Origin of the sequence: Actinopolymorpha cephalotaxi, from assembly GCF_013408535.1 — a bacterium.
GTDB classification, from domain to species: Bacteria; Actinomycetota; Actinomycetes; order Propionibacteriales; family Actinopolymorphaceae; genus Actinopolymorpha; species Actinopolymorpha cephalotaxi.
The window spans coordinates 3625928-3640403 of sequence record NZ_JACBZA010000001.1; the positions used below are offsets into that span (position 1 = coordinate 3625928).

17 protein-coding genes are annotated in these 14476 nt (G+C 71.6%); 7 read left to right on the forward strand and 10 right to left on the reverse strand.

All coding sequences use genetic code 11. The features are described from left to right. Position 1 precedes the first annotated feature (1 nt). Positions 2–388, reverse strand: coding sequence for a VOC family protein (locus FHR37_RS15915; protein ID WP_092879789.1), 387 nt, complete (start codon positions 386–388; stop codon positions 2–4). Between the two features lie 181 nt (positions 389–569). Between FHR37_RS15915 and FHR37_RS15920 the strand changes: the two genes are divergently transcribed. Further along, positions 570–1235 (forward strand): hypothetical protein, encoded by a 666-nt coding sequence (locus FHR37_RS15920; protein ID WP_175542284.1) that lies wholly within the window; start codon positions 570–572, stop codon positions 1233–1235. Positions 1236–1512: 277 nt separating this feature from the next. On the opposite strand, the gene FHR37_RS15925 is transcribed toward FHR37_RS15920, so the two are convergent. Continuing rightward, positions 1513–2007, reverse strand: a complete 495-nt coding sequence (locus FHR37_RS15925; protein ID WP_202817854.1) for a mycothiol transferase — start codon at positions 2005–2007, stop codon at positions 1513–1515. Between the two features lie 284 nt (positions 2008–2291). On the opposite strand from FHR37_RS15925, the gene FHR37_RS31675 reads away from it, so the two are divergent. Further along, on the forward strand, positions 2292–2684 hold the full coding sequence (locus tag FHR37_RS31675) for a YciI family protein (protein WP_237768511.1): 393 nt from the start codon (positions 2292–2294) through the stop codon (positions 2682–2684). Continuing rightward, positions 2681–3940, forward strand: a complete 1260-nt coding sequence (locus FHR37_RS31680) for an RNA polymerase sigma factor (RefSeq protein ID WP_237768512.1) — start codon at positions 2681–2683, stop codon at positions 3938–3940. Before FHR37_RS31675 ends, FHR37_RS31680 begins: the two co-directional genes overlap by 4 nt. Here the strand turns inward: FHR37_RS31680 and FHR37_RS15935 are convergent. Continuing rightward, positions 3937–4203, reverse strand: coding sequence for a GlsB/YeaQ/YmgE family stress response membrane protein (locus FHR37_RS15935; protein WP_092879797.1), 267 nt, complete (start codon positions 4201–4203; stop codon positions 3937–3939). The two genes, FHR37_RS31680 and FHR37_RS15935, sit on opposite strands and share 4 nt — an antisense overlap. A 193-nt stretch (positions 4204–4396) precedes the next feature. Here FHR37_RS15935 and FHR37_RS15940 point away from each other — a divergent pair, with 193 nt between their 5' ends. Both FHR37_RS15940 and FHR37_RS15945 read left to right on the forward strand, forming a co-directional pair. Next, the gene (locus tag FHR37_RS15940; protein WP_175542285.1) at positions 4397–4555 is read left to right on the forward strand and encodes a hypothetical protein; all 159 of its coding nucleotides are present in this window, start codon (positions 4397–4399) and stop codon (positions 4553–4555) included. A 253-nt stretch (positions 4556–4808) separates the two neighbouring features. After that, positions 4809–5225 (forward strand): VOC family protein, encoded by a 417-nt coding sequence (locus FHR37_RS15945; RefSeq protein WP_092879800.1) that lies wholly within the window; start codon positions 4809–4811, stop codon positions 5223–5225. Positions 5226–5231: 6 nt separating this feature from the next. Here FHR37_RS15945 and FHR37_RS15950 read toward each other — a convergent pair whose 3' ends face one another. Together FHR37_RS15950 and FHR37_RS15955 are read right to left on the reverse strand one after the other, a co-directional pair. Next, positions 5232–6281 carry an MASE1 domain-containing protein gene (locus FHR37_RS15950; RefSeq protein ID WP_175542286.1) on the reverse strand — a complete coding sequence of 350 codons (1050 nt, stop codon included), beginning with the start codon at positions 6279–6281 and terminating at the stop codon, positions 5232–5234. Positions 6282–6427: 146 nt separating this feature from the next. Continuing rightward, positions 6428–7444 carry an MASE1 domain-containing protein gene (locus tag FHR37_RS15955; protein ID WP_175542287.1) on the reverse strand — a complete coding sequence of 339 codons (1017 nt, stop codon included), beginning with the start codon at positions 7442–7444 and terminating at the stop codon, positions 6428–6430. 220 nt (positions 7445–7664) lie between these two features. On the opposite strand from FHR37_RS15955, the gene FHR37_RS30940 reads away from it, so the two are divergent. Both FHR37_RS30940 and FHR37_RS32510 read left to right on the forward strand, forming a co-directional pair. Then, entirely contained in the window at positions 7665–8453 is a 789-nt protein-coding gene (locus tag FHR37_RS30940) for a PASTA domain-containing protein (protein ID WP_202817855.1), read from the forward strand. Positions 8454–8891: 438 nt separating this feature from the next. After that, a complete protein-coding gene (locus FHR37_RS32510; RefSeq protein WP_139238762.1) occupies positions 8892–10715 on the forward strand; it encodes a restriction endonuclease in 1824 nt (607 codons plus the stop codon). 5 nt (positions 10716–10720) lie between these two features. Here FHR37_RS32510 and FHR37_RS15970 read toward each other — a convergent pair whose 3' ends face one another. From FHR37_RS15970 to cbiQ, 5 genes are all read right to left on the reverse strand, one after another. Beyond that, a complete protein-coding gene (locus FHR37_RS15970; protein WP_092879809.1) occupies positions 10721–11962 on the reverse strand; it encodes an FUSC family protein in 1242 nt (413 codons plus the stop codon). A 25-nt stretch (positions 11963–11987) separates the two neighbouring features. Next, a complete protein-coding gene (locus FHR37_RS15975) occupies positions 11988–12284 on the reverse strand; it encodes a GroES family chaperonin (protein ID WP_237768554.1) in 297 nt (98 codons plus the stop codon). A gap of 211 nt (positions 12285–12495) precedes the next feature. After that, positions 12496–12822, reverse strand: coding sequence for a DUF3618 domain-containing protein (locus FHR37_RS32515; protein ID WP_092879815.1), 327 nt, complete (start codon positions 12820–12822; stop codon positions 12496–12498). 91 nt (positions 12823–12913) lie between these two features. Continuing rightward, positions 12914–13714 carry an energy-coupling factor ABC transporter ATP-binding protein gene (locus FHR37_RS15985; protein ID WP_237768514.1) on the reverse strand — a complete coding sequence of 267 codons (801 nt, stop codon included), beginning with the start codon at positions 13712–13714 and terminating at the stop codon, positions 12914–12916. Continuing rightward, positions 13711–14475: a cobalt ECF transporter T component CbiQ gene (cbiQ, locus tag FHR37_RS15990; RefSeq protein WP_092879820.1), complete on the reverse strand. Its 765-nt coding sequence runs from the start codon at positions 14473–14475 to the stop codon at positions 13711–13713. The genes FHR37_RS15985 and cbiQ overlap by 4 nt, the downstream gene beginning before the upstream one ends. Position 14476 lies beyond the last annotated feature (1 nt).

A 14476-nucleotide genomic window follows, 5' to 3' on the forward strand; every position in this document is an offset into this window, starting at 1 on the left:
GTCAGCCCACCGGCCCGGCCACGCCGACGACGTTGCCCTCGGGGTCGCTGAACCGCCCGACGGCGAACCCACCGGACGTCGGCTCAGGGCCCAGCAGGCGCCTGCCACCCAGGCTCTCGGCCCTGCAGAGCGCGTCCTCGACGTCCGGCACCCCCACGTAGAACAGAACCCGGGGCTCGAAGCCGCTACCACCACCGACGCCGCCGTTGATGCCGGGCCCGTCGCCGGTGCTGCCGCCGTCCACGAAGTGGTAGTTGCCCGGCTGGGAGACCTGCTCCGTGGTCGCGTCACCGGTGCTGAACTCCCAGCCGAACAAGTCGGCGTAGTAGTCGCGTAGCGTCGCGGGGTCGGCCCCGATGATCTCGAAGTGCACTACCGGCATACCCATGGTCACGCCTCTTTCCTAGTCGTGTTCCGGTCGGGTTCTGGTCGTTCATCTCGAACGTCGGGGCCGGCGTCCGGATATCGACACTTCCTCGCCACCGATCCGGAGGCGTCGTAGGGCCGAGGTCCCTCCCTCCCCGCGACCGGCGGTCGCCTCGAACCTCTGTTCGATCCACAATGTGGCGGTGGGACAGCAGCGGAGATACGGCAAGCAGGCGGTCGACGGCTACGAAGTACCCACCGGGCAGCGTCGGCAGCAACTGGAGGGGGCGGTCGACGCCATCCACCAGCACGTACGCCAGACGCCGTACGGCGGGATCTACTCAGGCGACGGCACCTGGCGCGCACCGGTCGACGACAAGCTGCTGGCGCCCATGCTCGAGGGACCGGACCGGGTACGCCATGGCGAACGTGCCGACGGGGCGGACACCATCCTCGCCGCCCACCCCGCCGAGTCCCGGGAGGACGTCCAGGATCGGCTGTACCGGTCCCGCCACTTCGCCTCTCCCCGCATGCTCACCCGTCACCGCATCGCCGAGATCCTCTACGCCGGCATCGGCACCGGCCACCTCGAACCCGTCCCGGCCGCTCGCGTCGACGACACCGTTGACCTGATGCTCCACGCGATGGCTCGCGGACGGCTCCACACCAGGATGCTCGCCGCGCACGGCCACGGCCTGCGTCAGTGGCTCGGCCTCCCCGACGGTGAGTGGACCGACGCCGACGACGAGGCGGCGAAGAGGGGCCACGCGATGTGCGCGACGGCGGCCTTCTCGTGGCGGGGCGCCGAGTCCGCTTCCGGCCTCCGCCACGATCGACGCGGCGCCCGATCTCTTCCCACGAATATGTGATGTGGATCATACTCACCGCCATGAGGACGTTCGATCAGCACTCCACCGGCCGGGCGTGGGCGAGCGTCATCGTCCTCGTCGTACTCGTCGCCCTCCTCTTCTACGCCGCCTGGTACTACGCCGGCCGCGTCGGCATGTGACGTGCACGCCTCACGAAGAAGCCGGGCCCGTACGCCCCTCCACGGGAAGACGAACGAGCGCCTGTCAACTGACGCTTGACAGTGGTCGGGTGGTGTCGTACGGAAGTGGGCGCAAGCAGCGCCTGACAAGCTGAGGGTCAGCGCGGGTCGGCCAGCCGGCCGTGCTCCCAGTCCCACGTACGGCCGTCGAGGAGTTCGCGCGCGGCGTCGAGATGGCCCGCGTGAGCGGCCGTCTCGACCAGGACGTGGTCCAGCACCTCGAGGAAGTTGTTCAGGCGCCAGTCGCCGAACACGCCCTCGGGCCACCATGCCGGTGGGGTGTCCAGCGGCAGCTCGCGGACGGCGGCGATGGCCTCCGTGCACACCCGCCGGTACGTGTCGAGGACGCTCGCCGCCGAAACCGACGGCGGCACGTGGAAGTCGTCGTCCACGTCCGGCTCGGTGCGGACACCGGTCATCACCGCGACGAACCAGAACCGCGTCATGGCGGTCAGGTGCGAGACCATGCCGGCGCAGGACCAGCCCGACGGCAGGACCGGCCGGCGGAGGGAGTCCTCGGACAGGCCGTCGAGGATGCCCAGAATCCGGCGCTGCTGCGCGGCCAGGGAGAGCAACAGGGTGTCGGCGGTCATGACGGACAGTTGAACGGGCGCCTGAGCGGTCATCGGATCTTCTCCTCCGTACGGGGTCGGCCGGCAGGACGGGATGCCCTTGCCGCCCGAGACGTCGGAGCCGCGGCCGCCACCTCGACACCGCTCGCAGACTCTTTTCGCGGGGAACGACGCGGCCGGCGGTGTCGAGGACGCGTCGACGGCTCCGACGTCCCGGTCAGCAGGCAGGGTCGCGGCACCACCGCACCTGCCCGCATCGCAGAATCTCCCTACGACGGCACAGAGCCCGAAACGAGGACTTTCCGATGAAGTACGTGATCCTGATCCACTCCAACCCCGAGCCCTGGGGCCACCCGACCTCGCTCTACACCGCCGAAGGACGGGCGCTCTCGAAGGAGCACCACGAGCAGGGCGACCGCTCGTTCGAGGCCATGCTGGAGGAGATCTCGGCGTCCGGGGAGCTGGTGACCGCCGAGGCGCTGGCCGACCCCGCGTCGTCCACGGTGCACAGGTGGACCCCGGACGGGCCCCTGGTCACCGACGGCCCGTTCGCGGAGACCAAGGAACAGCTGGCCGGCTTCTTTCTGATCGACTGCGCGACCCGGCAGCGCGCGGAAGAGCTCGCCGCGCAGTTCGCCGGGCCCGGCAGTCACGTCGAACTCCGCCCGGCGATGTGGGCCGGCGGCGACGACCAGTGACCGACTTCGAGGACGTGTGGCGCGAGTGCGCGCCGCACGTCCTCGCCGCGCTGGTCCGCCGCTACGGCGACTTCGACACCGCCGAGGACGCGGTGCAGGAGGCGTTGCTCGCGGCGGCCCGGCAGTGGCCGGCCGACGGCATGCCGGACAACCCGAGGGGCTGGCTGGTCAGGGTCGCCTCCCGGCGGCTGGTCGACCACTGGCGGGCCGACCAGGCCCGGGCCGACCGGGAGGATCTGGTCGCCCGGCGCACCCCGGCGCGGGCGTTCGTCGCCCCGGCCGCCGACGCCCCGGCCGGCAGCGAACGGGACGATTCGTTGACGCTCCTGTTGTTGTGCTGCCACCCGGCCCTGCCCCGGCCGTCCCAGGTGTCGTTGACGTTGCGGGCGGTCGGCGGGCTGAGCACGGCGCAGATCGCCCGCGCGTTCCTGGTGCCCGAGGCCACCATGGCCCAGCGGATCAGCCGGGCGAAGGCCCGGCTACGGCAGGTCGGCGCGCGGTTCACCGTGCCCGCAGCCGACGAGCTGCCCGAGCGGGTGGCCGTGGTCGCCCACGTGCTGTACCTGATCTTCACCGAGGGGCACACCGCCACTTTCGGGACCAGCCTGACCGACACCTCCCTCGCGGAGGAGGCGATCCGGCTGACCCGTCAACTGCGCCGTCACCTGCCGGCGGCCGGCGAGGTGAGCGGGCTGCTGGCGCTGATGCTGCTCACCGACGCCCGTCGGGCCGCCCGTAGCCGCCCCGACGGTTCACTCGTGCCGCTGGCCGAGCAGGACCGCTCGCTGTGGGACCAGGATCTGATCGGCGAGGGAGTCCGGCTGGTGGAGGCGGCGCTGCCGAGCGGTCCGGTGGGTCCGTACCAACTACAGGCGGCGATCGCGGCCGTGCACGCTGAGGCACGGACCGCGGCCGAGACCGACTGGCCGCAGATCGAGGCGCTGTACGCCATGCTGCACGACCTCACACCCGGCCCGGTGGTCACGCTCAACCACGCCGTCGCGGTGGCGGAGGTGTCCGGTCCGGGCGCGGCCCTGCGGATGATCGAGCCGCTGCTCTCCGACCGGCGGCTGCGTCACCACCATCGCCTGCACGCCGTGCATGCTCACCTGCTGGAACTGGAGGGCCGGTACGACGAGGCCCGGGCCACCTACGTGCTCGCGGCCCGGCTGACCACCAGCATCCCGGAGCAGCGCTACCTCAACGCCCGGGCGGCCGGCCTTGGCGAGGCTCAGGGGCTCGAGGGCCCGTCCTAGCCGTGGCGGTCGGTCACTCCGGCCACGATCACCACGCCGACGGCGGCGAAGCCGACCTGGAAGGCGAGCTGGATCCAGTCGATACCCGCGGTCTGACTCACTCCCAGCAGACCGGCGACCCAGGTGCCGAGCAGCGCCGCGACAATTCCGATGGCGATCGTGAGCAGACAGCCCATCTTCTGTTTTCCCGGCACTACCAACCGGCCCAGAGCACCGATGACGGCGCCCACGATGACCGCGGTGATAATTCCGCTGATTACCATTGATATTTCCCTTTCGCCCCGACCTGCGTGACGACCTGGCGGGGTGAACGCGAGGTCGCCAGGCTACAGCCGGTGACGAGCGGGAACGAGCCGTCGGGGCGGGCCCGGGTGGCCCGGCCAGCAGCTCCGGTCGGACAGTCTCGATTGCCCGAAATCCCCTACCCGGCAGGCGTTCGACTGCCATGATCAGCGCATGAGCATCTACGGTCGTCGGCAGGGTGGGACACCCTGGGGGCTGGTTCTGCTCTTTCTGCTGGCCCTCAGCCTTACTGCCGGAGTCATGATTTATCGCGACGGGGTCGCCGCCGCCAACACAGTCGACAACACCACGCCTACCATCACACAACGCTAATTCTTCGTACCTCACTGATAGCGCAACCGAACTGCAACCCAGCGTCACATCCCGAACTCGTGCCGATATCACACCGATAACGAACTTCTGAGAACGCCGGCACGACTCGACCGTCAATTCACGTCGACACTTCGATGAACGTCAGGCCGTGCCGGTTCGCCGCGGGGCGCGCTCAGCGGGTGGCGCGCTCCGGAGGGCCGCTCCGGTGAAACGGCTGGCCTTCGGCCGGTCGGTGCGGCCATGCTGTGGCCTCATGGCATGGTTGCGCGAGATCGTCGTCGACTGCAGGCACGCACCTTCACTGGCGCGGTTCTGGGCGCAGGTCCTGGACGACTACGCCGTTCGGGCCTACGACGAGGAGGAGATCGAACGCCTGGCAGGTCTCGGGCTCACTCCCGAGACCGATCCGTCGGTCGCGCTGGACGGCCCGGGTCCGACGTTCTTCTTCACCGAGGTTCCCGAATCCAAGTCGGGCAAGAACAGGCTCCATGTCGACGTGGCTTCCACCGACCGGCGCACCGAGGTCGCCCGACTGGTCGCGCTGGGCGCCTCGGTACGCCAGGAGTACGACGGGCACACGGTGCTGGCCGACCCGGAGGACAACGAGTTCTGCGTCACCGACCGCACCGCGATCGGCTCGCCCGTCCACACTGACCGCCGGCCGGAGTGACGGCGCTCAGGCCGGTCCCGCTCCGCTGCCCTCCACGCGTTCGCGTACCACCCGGTGCTCGCCGTCGCCCTGCTCGGTGAAGTTGCGCGCCAACGGCACCGGCCGGGGCCGCAGGCTCCGGTCGAGCTGGCTCACCACCGACGCGAGCTGGGTGGCCGCCTGCTCCACGTCGTTGTGGGCGAGGTTTCGCTCGGTGGTGGTGACCGCGAGGACCAGCGCGGTGAGCGCGGTGGATCCGTCGAACGCCTGGATGGTGACCAGGTTGGAGTAGACGTCCTGGCCCTCGAACGGTCCCGACCCGTTGACGGCGCCGATGACCGCCATCGTCGACACCACCAGGATCGCCGTGGTGGCGCCGGCGAGCTGGAATCTCAGCGCCGCCCAGATCAGGAACGGGAAGACCAGGAACAGAAGTTCGGTGGTCGTACGGGTGGCGACGAGCATCACGACGATGGCTCCGGCCAGCACGGCGGCCGCCTCGAGGACGCGGAGGGGGCGCACGTCGCGCGGCACGTGCACCCGGCGCAGCACGAGCAGGAACGGCGTGACGACCAGGACGCCCATCGCGGAACTGATCCAGCTCAGCAGCAGGCGGGTCCAGAAGTTGCCGGGCTGTTCGAGCCCGGCCAGCACCTGGACGCCGATGGCGATCGTCGTGCTGACGATGGTGGCGGCCAGCGCGCCGTACACCACCAGGGAGGCGAGGTCCTTCATCCGGTCCAGCTCCAGCCGGAAGCCGGCGCGGCGCAGCAGCCGGTAGCCACACCACATGCCGACCGTCATCGCCAGCGCGGTCGCCACGGCCACCAGCGCAGGGCGGTCCAGCCCGAGGAGGTTGACCAGGAACGAACCGAGGGCGATGCCTGGGAGGACCCGGGTGCCGAAGATGAGCAGCGCGGCCAGTGAGACACCCGTCGGCGGCCACAGGAGCCGGGTGGGCCCGGCGCCGATGTGCTGCAGCAGCCCGACATTTCCGACCGCATAGTAAATCGCCGCCAGCCCGATGATCAGGGCAGCGGTGGTGGCGTATTCACGGTTTCGGAAATCACTCGTCACGGCACCTCATCGTACGCCCATCGGTCGTCGACAATTCGGCTCCTCCGGCGCGGGACCTCATGGTTGTCAGTCCGTATTCGGGGACAGACTTCCCCACTGCCGCACTTTTCCGTGGAAAGATTCCGTGCCACCCGACAATGCATGGGCTAGGTCGTTTTCGGCTGGGCCGGGTCCGGGTTTCCGCGCTCCGGACTCGCCGGCCGGTCGGCCCCCGGCTGCACCCGCAGCCGCCGGTCGAGCTGGTGGACGGCCGCGGCGAGCTGGACGGCGACCTCCTCCACGTGGGCACGCGCCTCGTTGCGGGCGGCGACGGTCACCGAGAGGACGAGTGCGGTCAGCGCCGCCACCGCGGCGAACGACTGCAGCGTGAGGATGTTGGACAGGTCGCTGTGGAACGCGAACGCACCCATTCCCCGCGAGGCCGCATAGAACGCCAGGGTGGTCGCCACCAGCGCGCATGCCGTCGCCGCCGCCAACTGGAAACGCCACGCCGCCCACACCACGAACGGGAACGTGAGAAACAGCAACTGCTCGTCGGCCCGCAAGGTCAGCACCAACAGGGTCACCATGGCCGCGAACAGCACCGTCGCCTCGAGCCAGCGTGCGGGCCGGAACACCTGGGGCCAGCGGAGGCGAAGCACCATCAGCAGGAACGGCGCGACCACGAGCACGCCGAGGGCGTCACCGATCCACTCGATCAACCAGATCGTGCCGAAGTCGGCCGTCAGCGCACCACTCGCCTGCAGGGAGCAGACCACCACGGTCGCGCCCACCACCGTCGGGGCGATTCCCCCGAGCACCACCAGGACGAGCACGTCGCGCAGTCTGGGCAACTCCGGCCGGAAGCCCGCCGCGTCCAGCAGCAGGTAGCCGAGCACGGACGTCAGGGTCGCGCCGATGGTGATCGCGGCTACCGCGGGCAGGGCTGCCTCCGGAGAGATCGCCATGGCCATGGCGCCGATGGTGATCCCGGGCCAGACCCGCGGGCCGAGCACGAGCAACGCGACCAGGCCCACCCCTGTCGGCGGCCACAGGGGGCTGGCGACACCGCCACCGAGTGGGCTGTGCACACCGAGCCAACTGCTCGCATAACAGGCGGCCGCGACCCCGAGAATGCGCACGAGCACACCGAACCGGCTGCGGTTGTGCAGGGCGAATTCCACGCGCTGATGGTACGTGTCGACACCCGCCCCGAACCACCACCCTTTTACGGTTTCCCGGTGACCCTTCTCCGGTCCGTAGAGAGAGGAATCGGAATGAATCGGCGGTAATTCGCGGTAATCGGCGGAACCGAGAGGATCGGCGGATCGACACCGGCACCCATGTCAACCCACCATTGCTCTGCCCGGTTTTCGGGCCCGTTCCGGCGGGGAGGGGGCGACCATGACCGGCAGGCCGGCAAGCACGTCGCCGACGGATCCGCCGCGGCTTCGTACGCTCGCCCGGACGCGCACCCCGCGGCGTACCGGGATCACCCTCGCGGCCGCGGCGGGCGCCTTGATCCTCTGCGCGGTTCTCACCTCCTGCGCCGACGACCGGCCCGCCGCACCCGGCCCGGGGCAGACGCCCACGTCGTCGGCGGCGACGAACGCACCTCGCGACGCCCGCCGTCACGAGCCGGCTGACGGCACGAAGTCCGCCGCAGGCGCCACCCCGGCCCATCGCGCCCACAGGGCCGGCCCCGGCTCGTCGGGCACGCTGCTGCCCAACCTCGTCGGCATGGGGCTGCAGTCGGCACAGGAAGCGGCCCGGGGCGCCGGGTTCGAGAACCTCACCTCCCACGACGCACTCGGCCGCGGGCGCCACCAGATCCTGGACCGGTCCTGGCGCGTCTGCGGCCAGGCGCCCGCACCGGGCCGGTGGGCCAAGGACTCCCCGATCGACCTTGGCGCCGTACGCCTGGAGGAACGCTGCCCGGCCGGCGACCAGGGCCGCCGGCCGATACGGGTGAGTACGACGATGGCGGACTTCCGCGGCCGTTCGCTCGCGGTGGCCCGTGCGGCCCTTCCGCCCGACACCGGCATCGAGGAGGTGGACGGCACCGGTGCGGGCCGGGCGGCGCTGCTGGAGAGCAACTGGCGGATCTGCGCGCAGTCGCCGGCCGCCGGCACCAGGCTGCACGGGCAGCCGGTCCGCTTCACGATGGTGAAGTTCACCGAGCACTGCCGCTGACCCCGACTCGGCCCCGCCCCTGACTTCGCACCGCCCCCTCCCCTGCCCGCCATCCCCCCGCATGGCCAGTTCGGCCAACTTTCCACCGCGTCGTACCGCCCCGGGAGTGCCCGGCGGACGGCGTACGGACGGGAACCGTCGCCTCCCGGGAGTCCGAGCGGCCGCGCGGATTCGGGCAGAAGAGATCCAAACCGGACAGCGCACCCGGTCGGTCCCGCACTCGTGCGCCGTACGGCCGCGAAGGTCAGGCCGGACTGAGCACTGTGACAGACCTTTGCCAGGTTCCGGGTCGGGTGTTACAAGGTATGGACCCTGCGTGATCGGAAGCGGCAGCGACCCCGCGAAGGACCAGACGACACCAGGCGACCGCCGCCCGGACCCTCGGCTCAGCCTGACACCCGCACCGCGAGGTAGGACCCACTGACGAGGGAGCGCGCCGTGCCACGCCAACGACCCCAGTTTCGGCGACCCAGCAACTGGCGTACCCGACGTGCCGCGTCCGCGCGGGAGCGGCTGCGGGCCGAGCTGGACGAGCAGCGGATGCGCGAGGACGCGGCGGTGCGCACCGAGGGAGTCGAGCAACGCGTCCAGAAGCTCGGGTTCGTCCTGCGCGCCACGATGCCGCGCGCGGTGGCACCGCTGGACTTCGAGGCCCAGAAGGAGCGGGTTCGGTTCCTCGACCTCGGGGCGGACGCCGTACCCGCACCGGTACCCACCTGGGCCGACTTCGCTCCCCGGACCGGGCGGCTGCGCCGGTTGCTCACCAAGGAGTCCCGCCGGCAGGTGGCGCTGGCGGCGGCGGAGCAGGCGTACACCTCCGCGCTGGAGCGCTACCGCGAGCAGGAGGCCGCTCGCCTGGCCCGGATCGAGGAACGCGCCAGAGCACACCACGAAGCCAGCGCACCCGACCGGCGGCGGGTTCTCGCCCACAACGCCGGCATCGACCGCTTCCGCGACCGGGTACTCACCGGCGACCCGGAGGCGGTCTGCGACTACTACGCCAGGATCTTCGCGCCGTTCGCGTCCCGCCCGGCCGGCTTCCCGCGCGGTCACCGGTTCGGCTACGTGCCCGAGTCGCGGCTGCTGCTGGTGGAGTGGCGGCTTCCCGGCGTCGACGTGGTGCCTCGCGAACGGGAGTTCCGCTACAACCCGTCCACGAAGTCGGTCGGAGTGCACCGGTGGCGTCCGATCTCGGAGGTACGCAAGGTGTACGACGCTGTCTGTGCGCAGTTGGCGATCCGGGCCGTGCACGTCGCCCTGTCCGCCGACCCGGGCGACCTGGTGCAGACCGTGGTCTTCAACGGCGTGGTCGCCCCCGGCGCCGACCGCGGCCCCGGGCACCCGCCCGAGCGGTCGCCAGAGAAGGCGACAGAGAAGGCGGCAGAGCGGGCGCCGGAGAAGGCGCCGGCCAGGGCGGAGAAGGCTGCGAAGAGGTCCGCGGATCCGAAGGAGCCGAAGGAGCCGGTCTGCCTGATCAGCCTGAGCGCGTCCCGCCGGCAGTTCGCGCGCCTTTCCCTGGACGACCTGGACGATCCGCTGGGCGAGGTCCGTGGCCGGTTCGGCGCGCGGGTGTCGGACTTCCCGGACGAGCTCAGCGCCGTCTCCCCGGTCCTGCCGTACGAACTGGCCGACCCACACCTCGTCGTCGCCTCGACCAAGGGACCGAACCTGCTGGCCGCGCCACCGGAGGAGTTCGAGCGGTTGATGGAGCGGCTGCTGGAGCGGATGGGCTACCAGCTCACGCAGCTCTCCCAGGACTCCGGCAGCTACCTGGCCCGGCGTACCACCGGGGGGCGCACCGAACAGGCCGTCGTCCACGTGCGCCGGCGCGGCGGAAGGATCGACACCGCGGAGGTACGCGCACTGGGATCGGCCGTACGCCGTCACCACGCCGCCGAGGGCCTGCTGCTCACCACGGCCGGGCTGGAACCCCAGGCCTACGACTACGCGCACGGCCGGCCGCTGCGCCTGTACGCCGGGCGGAGTCTGCTGGCTTTGAGCCGACGTCACGGGCTGTCCGCCCGGATGGACCCGCCCGCCAGGTCCGCGAGCCCGACCGCGACCCCGAGCCCGAGCCCGACCGCGAACGGCACCGCGACCGCGAACGGCTCGGCCACCCCGTCCCCCGGCTCCAACGGCGCCGGGGCGGGATCCTCGCAACATCCCACTCCCCGGACCGGACGGCGCACCACCGGGCACGCGCACCCCTCACCGGCCTCCGGCCCGCCCGGCTCCCCCGGCTCCCCCGGGTCGTCCGACTAGTTCGACTAGTCCGTCGACTCGGCCGACTCCGGCGGCGGGCGGCGGCCGAACGCCTCGTCCACCTCGTCGGACTCCAGCCCGGCGGCGCGCATCAGGTCATGCGCGGCCGAACGGATCTGCGCCACCATCACGTTGCCGGAGAAGCCGGTCCCGACCGAGGCGGTGGCGAGCTCGACCGCGTCCACCAGCCCGCGTTGCGTGGCCCGGGTGTCCGCACCCTTGGCCAGTTCGTTGCGCAGCGTGCGGGTCGTCTCGGCCAGCCGGCGGATCGCCACCGGCAGGCCCGGGTCGACCTGCTCGTTCTGCTGGATCGCCACCACCGCCCGGCGGGCCAGCACCCGAACGTTGCGTACGGCGTGGTCGAGGTGATCGACCGCGTCGACGTACTGCATCAGATGACCGCGGGTACGCCAACGCACCGGGGCGATGCGGGCGATCTCGCTGCCGGCACCCACGGCGTCCCGCAACTCCTCGATCGGCCCCTCGATCCTGCGGGCGCGGCGAAGCGTCTCCAGGGCACGTTCGGCATCCCGGTCGGTCAGCACCGCGGCGATCTCGCCCAGGACGTCGGCGAGCTCGTCGAGCACGCTGTTGGCGGCCCGGCGGGCCAGCAGGATGGGATTCATCGGCAGCAGCAGCGCGTTGACGAGCAGACCGACCGTGCCGCCGACGAGCGCGTCGACGAACCGCGCCGTCGGGGCGGACGAGGTGGCGGCCGCGCTCGCGGGTACCAGGGCGACGATCAGGATGGCCGACGCCGCACCCTGGTTGACCAGGACGGGCCCGCCGCCGGCGAGCACCGCGGTGCACATGGCGAGGAACACGACCAGGGCGATCTGCCACCCACCCCGGCCGATCACCCCGATGAGGAGTTCGGCGACGAGCACGCCGAGCGCGACCCCGACCACGAGCTCGAACGCGCGGCGCAGCCGCTGCCCGAGCGCCACGCCGAGGGACAGGACCGCCGCGATCGGGGCGAAGAACGGCTGCTGGTGCCCGATCAGCTTGGTGGCGATGACCCACGCGATGCCGGCCGCGGCGGCCGACTGGATGATCGGCACGAGGGCCCGGCGTAGCCGTCCCGCACGGGCACGCACCGACTCCCGCGAACGGTGCGCCACCTCGCCGACGATCGTCTCGCCGCGCCGGACGATCCGCTCACCTGGTCGCCGGCCGGAGCGGCCCCGCTGATCGCCGGACGGGTCGGGCCGGCCGTGCTGATCGGGCTGGTCCGGTTGGTCGGGCATCGCGGCGGCCGGTTGCGCGAGGCGGTCAGAGGTAGAGGCCGGTGGAGTCGTCCTCGAGGCGTTCGGAGGCGACGGCGTGGATGTCGCGCTCCCGCAGCAGGACGTACGCCTCGGCCCGGACCTCGATCTCCGCGCGCTCCTCCGGATCGAACAGCACCCGGTCACCGACCACGATCGTGCGCACGTGCGGGCCGATCGCCACCACCCGCGCCCAGGCAAGCCGCTTGCCCATCTGGGCGGTGGCCGGGATCACGATGCCCGCCGAGGACCGGCGCTCGCCGCTGTCGGAGTCCATCGAGACGAGGACCCGGTCGTGGAGCATGCGGATGGGCAGTTTCTCGGCCTGCAGCCGCGCGGCGTGGGAGTCAGTCACGTCATGAGAGGTTACGGCGCCGCCCCCGCAGACGCCACGGGGGACGGCACCGGAGCCATGGTCACCACGGGATCGTCGAGCCATCCGGCCCTGGTCGGCGGGTGGCCGGCAGTCGATGGACGGGTGATCGCCAGGTGGTCGTCAGGTGGCCGTGACCGGATCAGCCACGCTTGCGAACGACGTAGCGGAGCAGGGTCAGCGCCCCCACCGCGCCGGCCACGCCGCCGCCGATCGTGAGCAGCCGCTCGGTGCGCGGGCTCCCGTCGGGGTTGACGACGAAGCTCTTGGCCTTGGCCGTGACCCGGGCGGCCAGCGCCTTGGGCTGCACCCGTGAGCTCAGCAGGTCGACGGTGTTGGCCAGGGAGTCGCGGGTCGCCGCGAGGTCGGCCTCGATCTGCGCCGCGGTGCGTGGGCCCGAATGGGCACGGTGGGTGCCGTTGCTGACAGCCCGCTGGTCAGGAAGCGCCGGTCTGGTCGAATCGCTCACTGGTGGTCCTTTCCGATCACGTCGGCCCCGCGGTGGTTCCACCTGCAGATCTCCGAACACCTACCGGAGATCATGCCAGTCTTCCAGATGGCTACCCCGCTCGCGCGACGTTGGCACGTACCGGGTCGAACCCGAACGGAAGCTCCAGCCGGTGCGCGGCCATCAGGTCCGCGTCGGCGAGCAGGTCGACCGTCGCCCCGTCGGCGACGATCGTGCCCTCGTCCAGGATCACCGCGCGGTCGCACAACTGCAGCGCGTACGGCAGGTCGTGGGTGACCATGAGCACCGTGACGTCCAGGCCGGTGAGGATCTCGGCGAGCTCGCGGCGGCTGGCCGGGTCGAGGTTGCTGGACGGCTCGTCCAGGACGAGCACCGACGGCCGCATCGCCAGCACCGTCGCCACCGCCACCCGGCGCCGCTGCCCGAACGACAGGTGGTGCGGCGGACGATCGGCGTGGTCACCCATCCCCACCGCGGCCAGCGCCTCCTCCACCCGGGTGGCGAGTTCCGCGCCGCGCAGGCCGAGGTTGGCCGGGCCGAACGCCACGTCGTCGCGCACCGTGGGCATGAACAACTGGTCGTCGGGATCCTGGAACACCACGCCCACCCGGCGGCGTACCTCGGTCAGCGTCGGCCTGCCGACGAGCAGCCCGTCGACGTGCACCGAACCCCGCCCGGCCTCGAGGATGCCGTTCAGGTGGTGCACCAGCGTCGTCTTGCCCGCGCCGTTGGGCCCGAGCATGGCGACCCGCTCGCCGGCGTGCACGGTGAGGTCGACGCCGTACAACGCCTGGTGACCGTCGGGATAGGCGAACGCCAGCCCACTGACCGCCAGCACCGGCCGGGTGGCCGGGTGGGTCGCCGGCCGCGTGGCCCGGGGTGTCGTCGTCACGAGGTCCACCATGCACCAACAGCCAGGAGGAGCGCGCACAGCGGTAGGGCAGCCACCGCGGCCCAGGCCGCCGGTGGGGTGCGGTCCTCGGACAGGACCGGCAGGGAGCCGGCGTACCCCCGCGACAGCATCGCCAGGTGGACCCGCTCGCCGCGTTCGTAGGAACGGATGAACAGCGTGCCCGCCGACCGGGCCAGGACCGGCCAGGACCGAAGCCCCCGGGGCTCGAAGCCGCGGGCAGCCCGGGCGATCCGCATCCGGCCCAGCTGACCGGTGATCACGTCGAGGTAGCCCACCATGAACGTCGCGATCTGGACCAGCTGGTTGGGCAGCCGCAGCCGCTGCAGGCCGGCCAGCAGGTCGCGCTGGTCGGTGGTGGCGGCCAGCAGGATCGAGCCGACGACGCCGAGGGTCGCCTTGGCGAGGACGTTCCACGCCGACCACAGGCCGGACTGGGACAGCGCCAGCCCCGCCACGTCCACCCGCGGCCCCTGGGCGATGAACGGCAGGAGTACGGCGAACACGATCACCGGCGTCTCCACCACGACCCGCCGGGCCAGGAAACCGAGCGGCACCCGGCCGACGGCGGCGACGGCGAGCAGCAGGACGGCGTAGCCGGCGAACGCCCAGAACGCGGTACGCGGCGTGGCCACCACGACGAGGACGAACGTCACCAGCGCGAGCAGCTTGCAGTGCGCGGGCAACCGGTGCACCGGCGAGTGGCCGTGCAGGTGCAGCAGGTGGGTGTGGCCCGAGGCCACG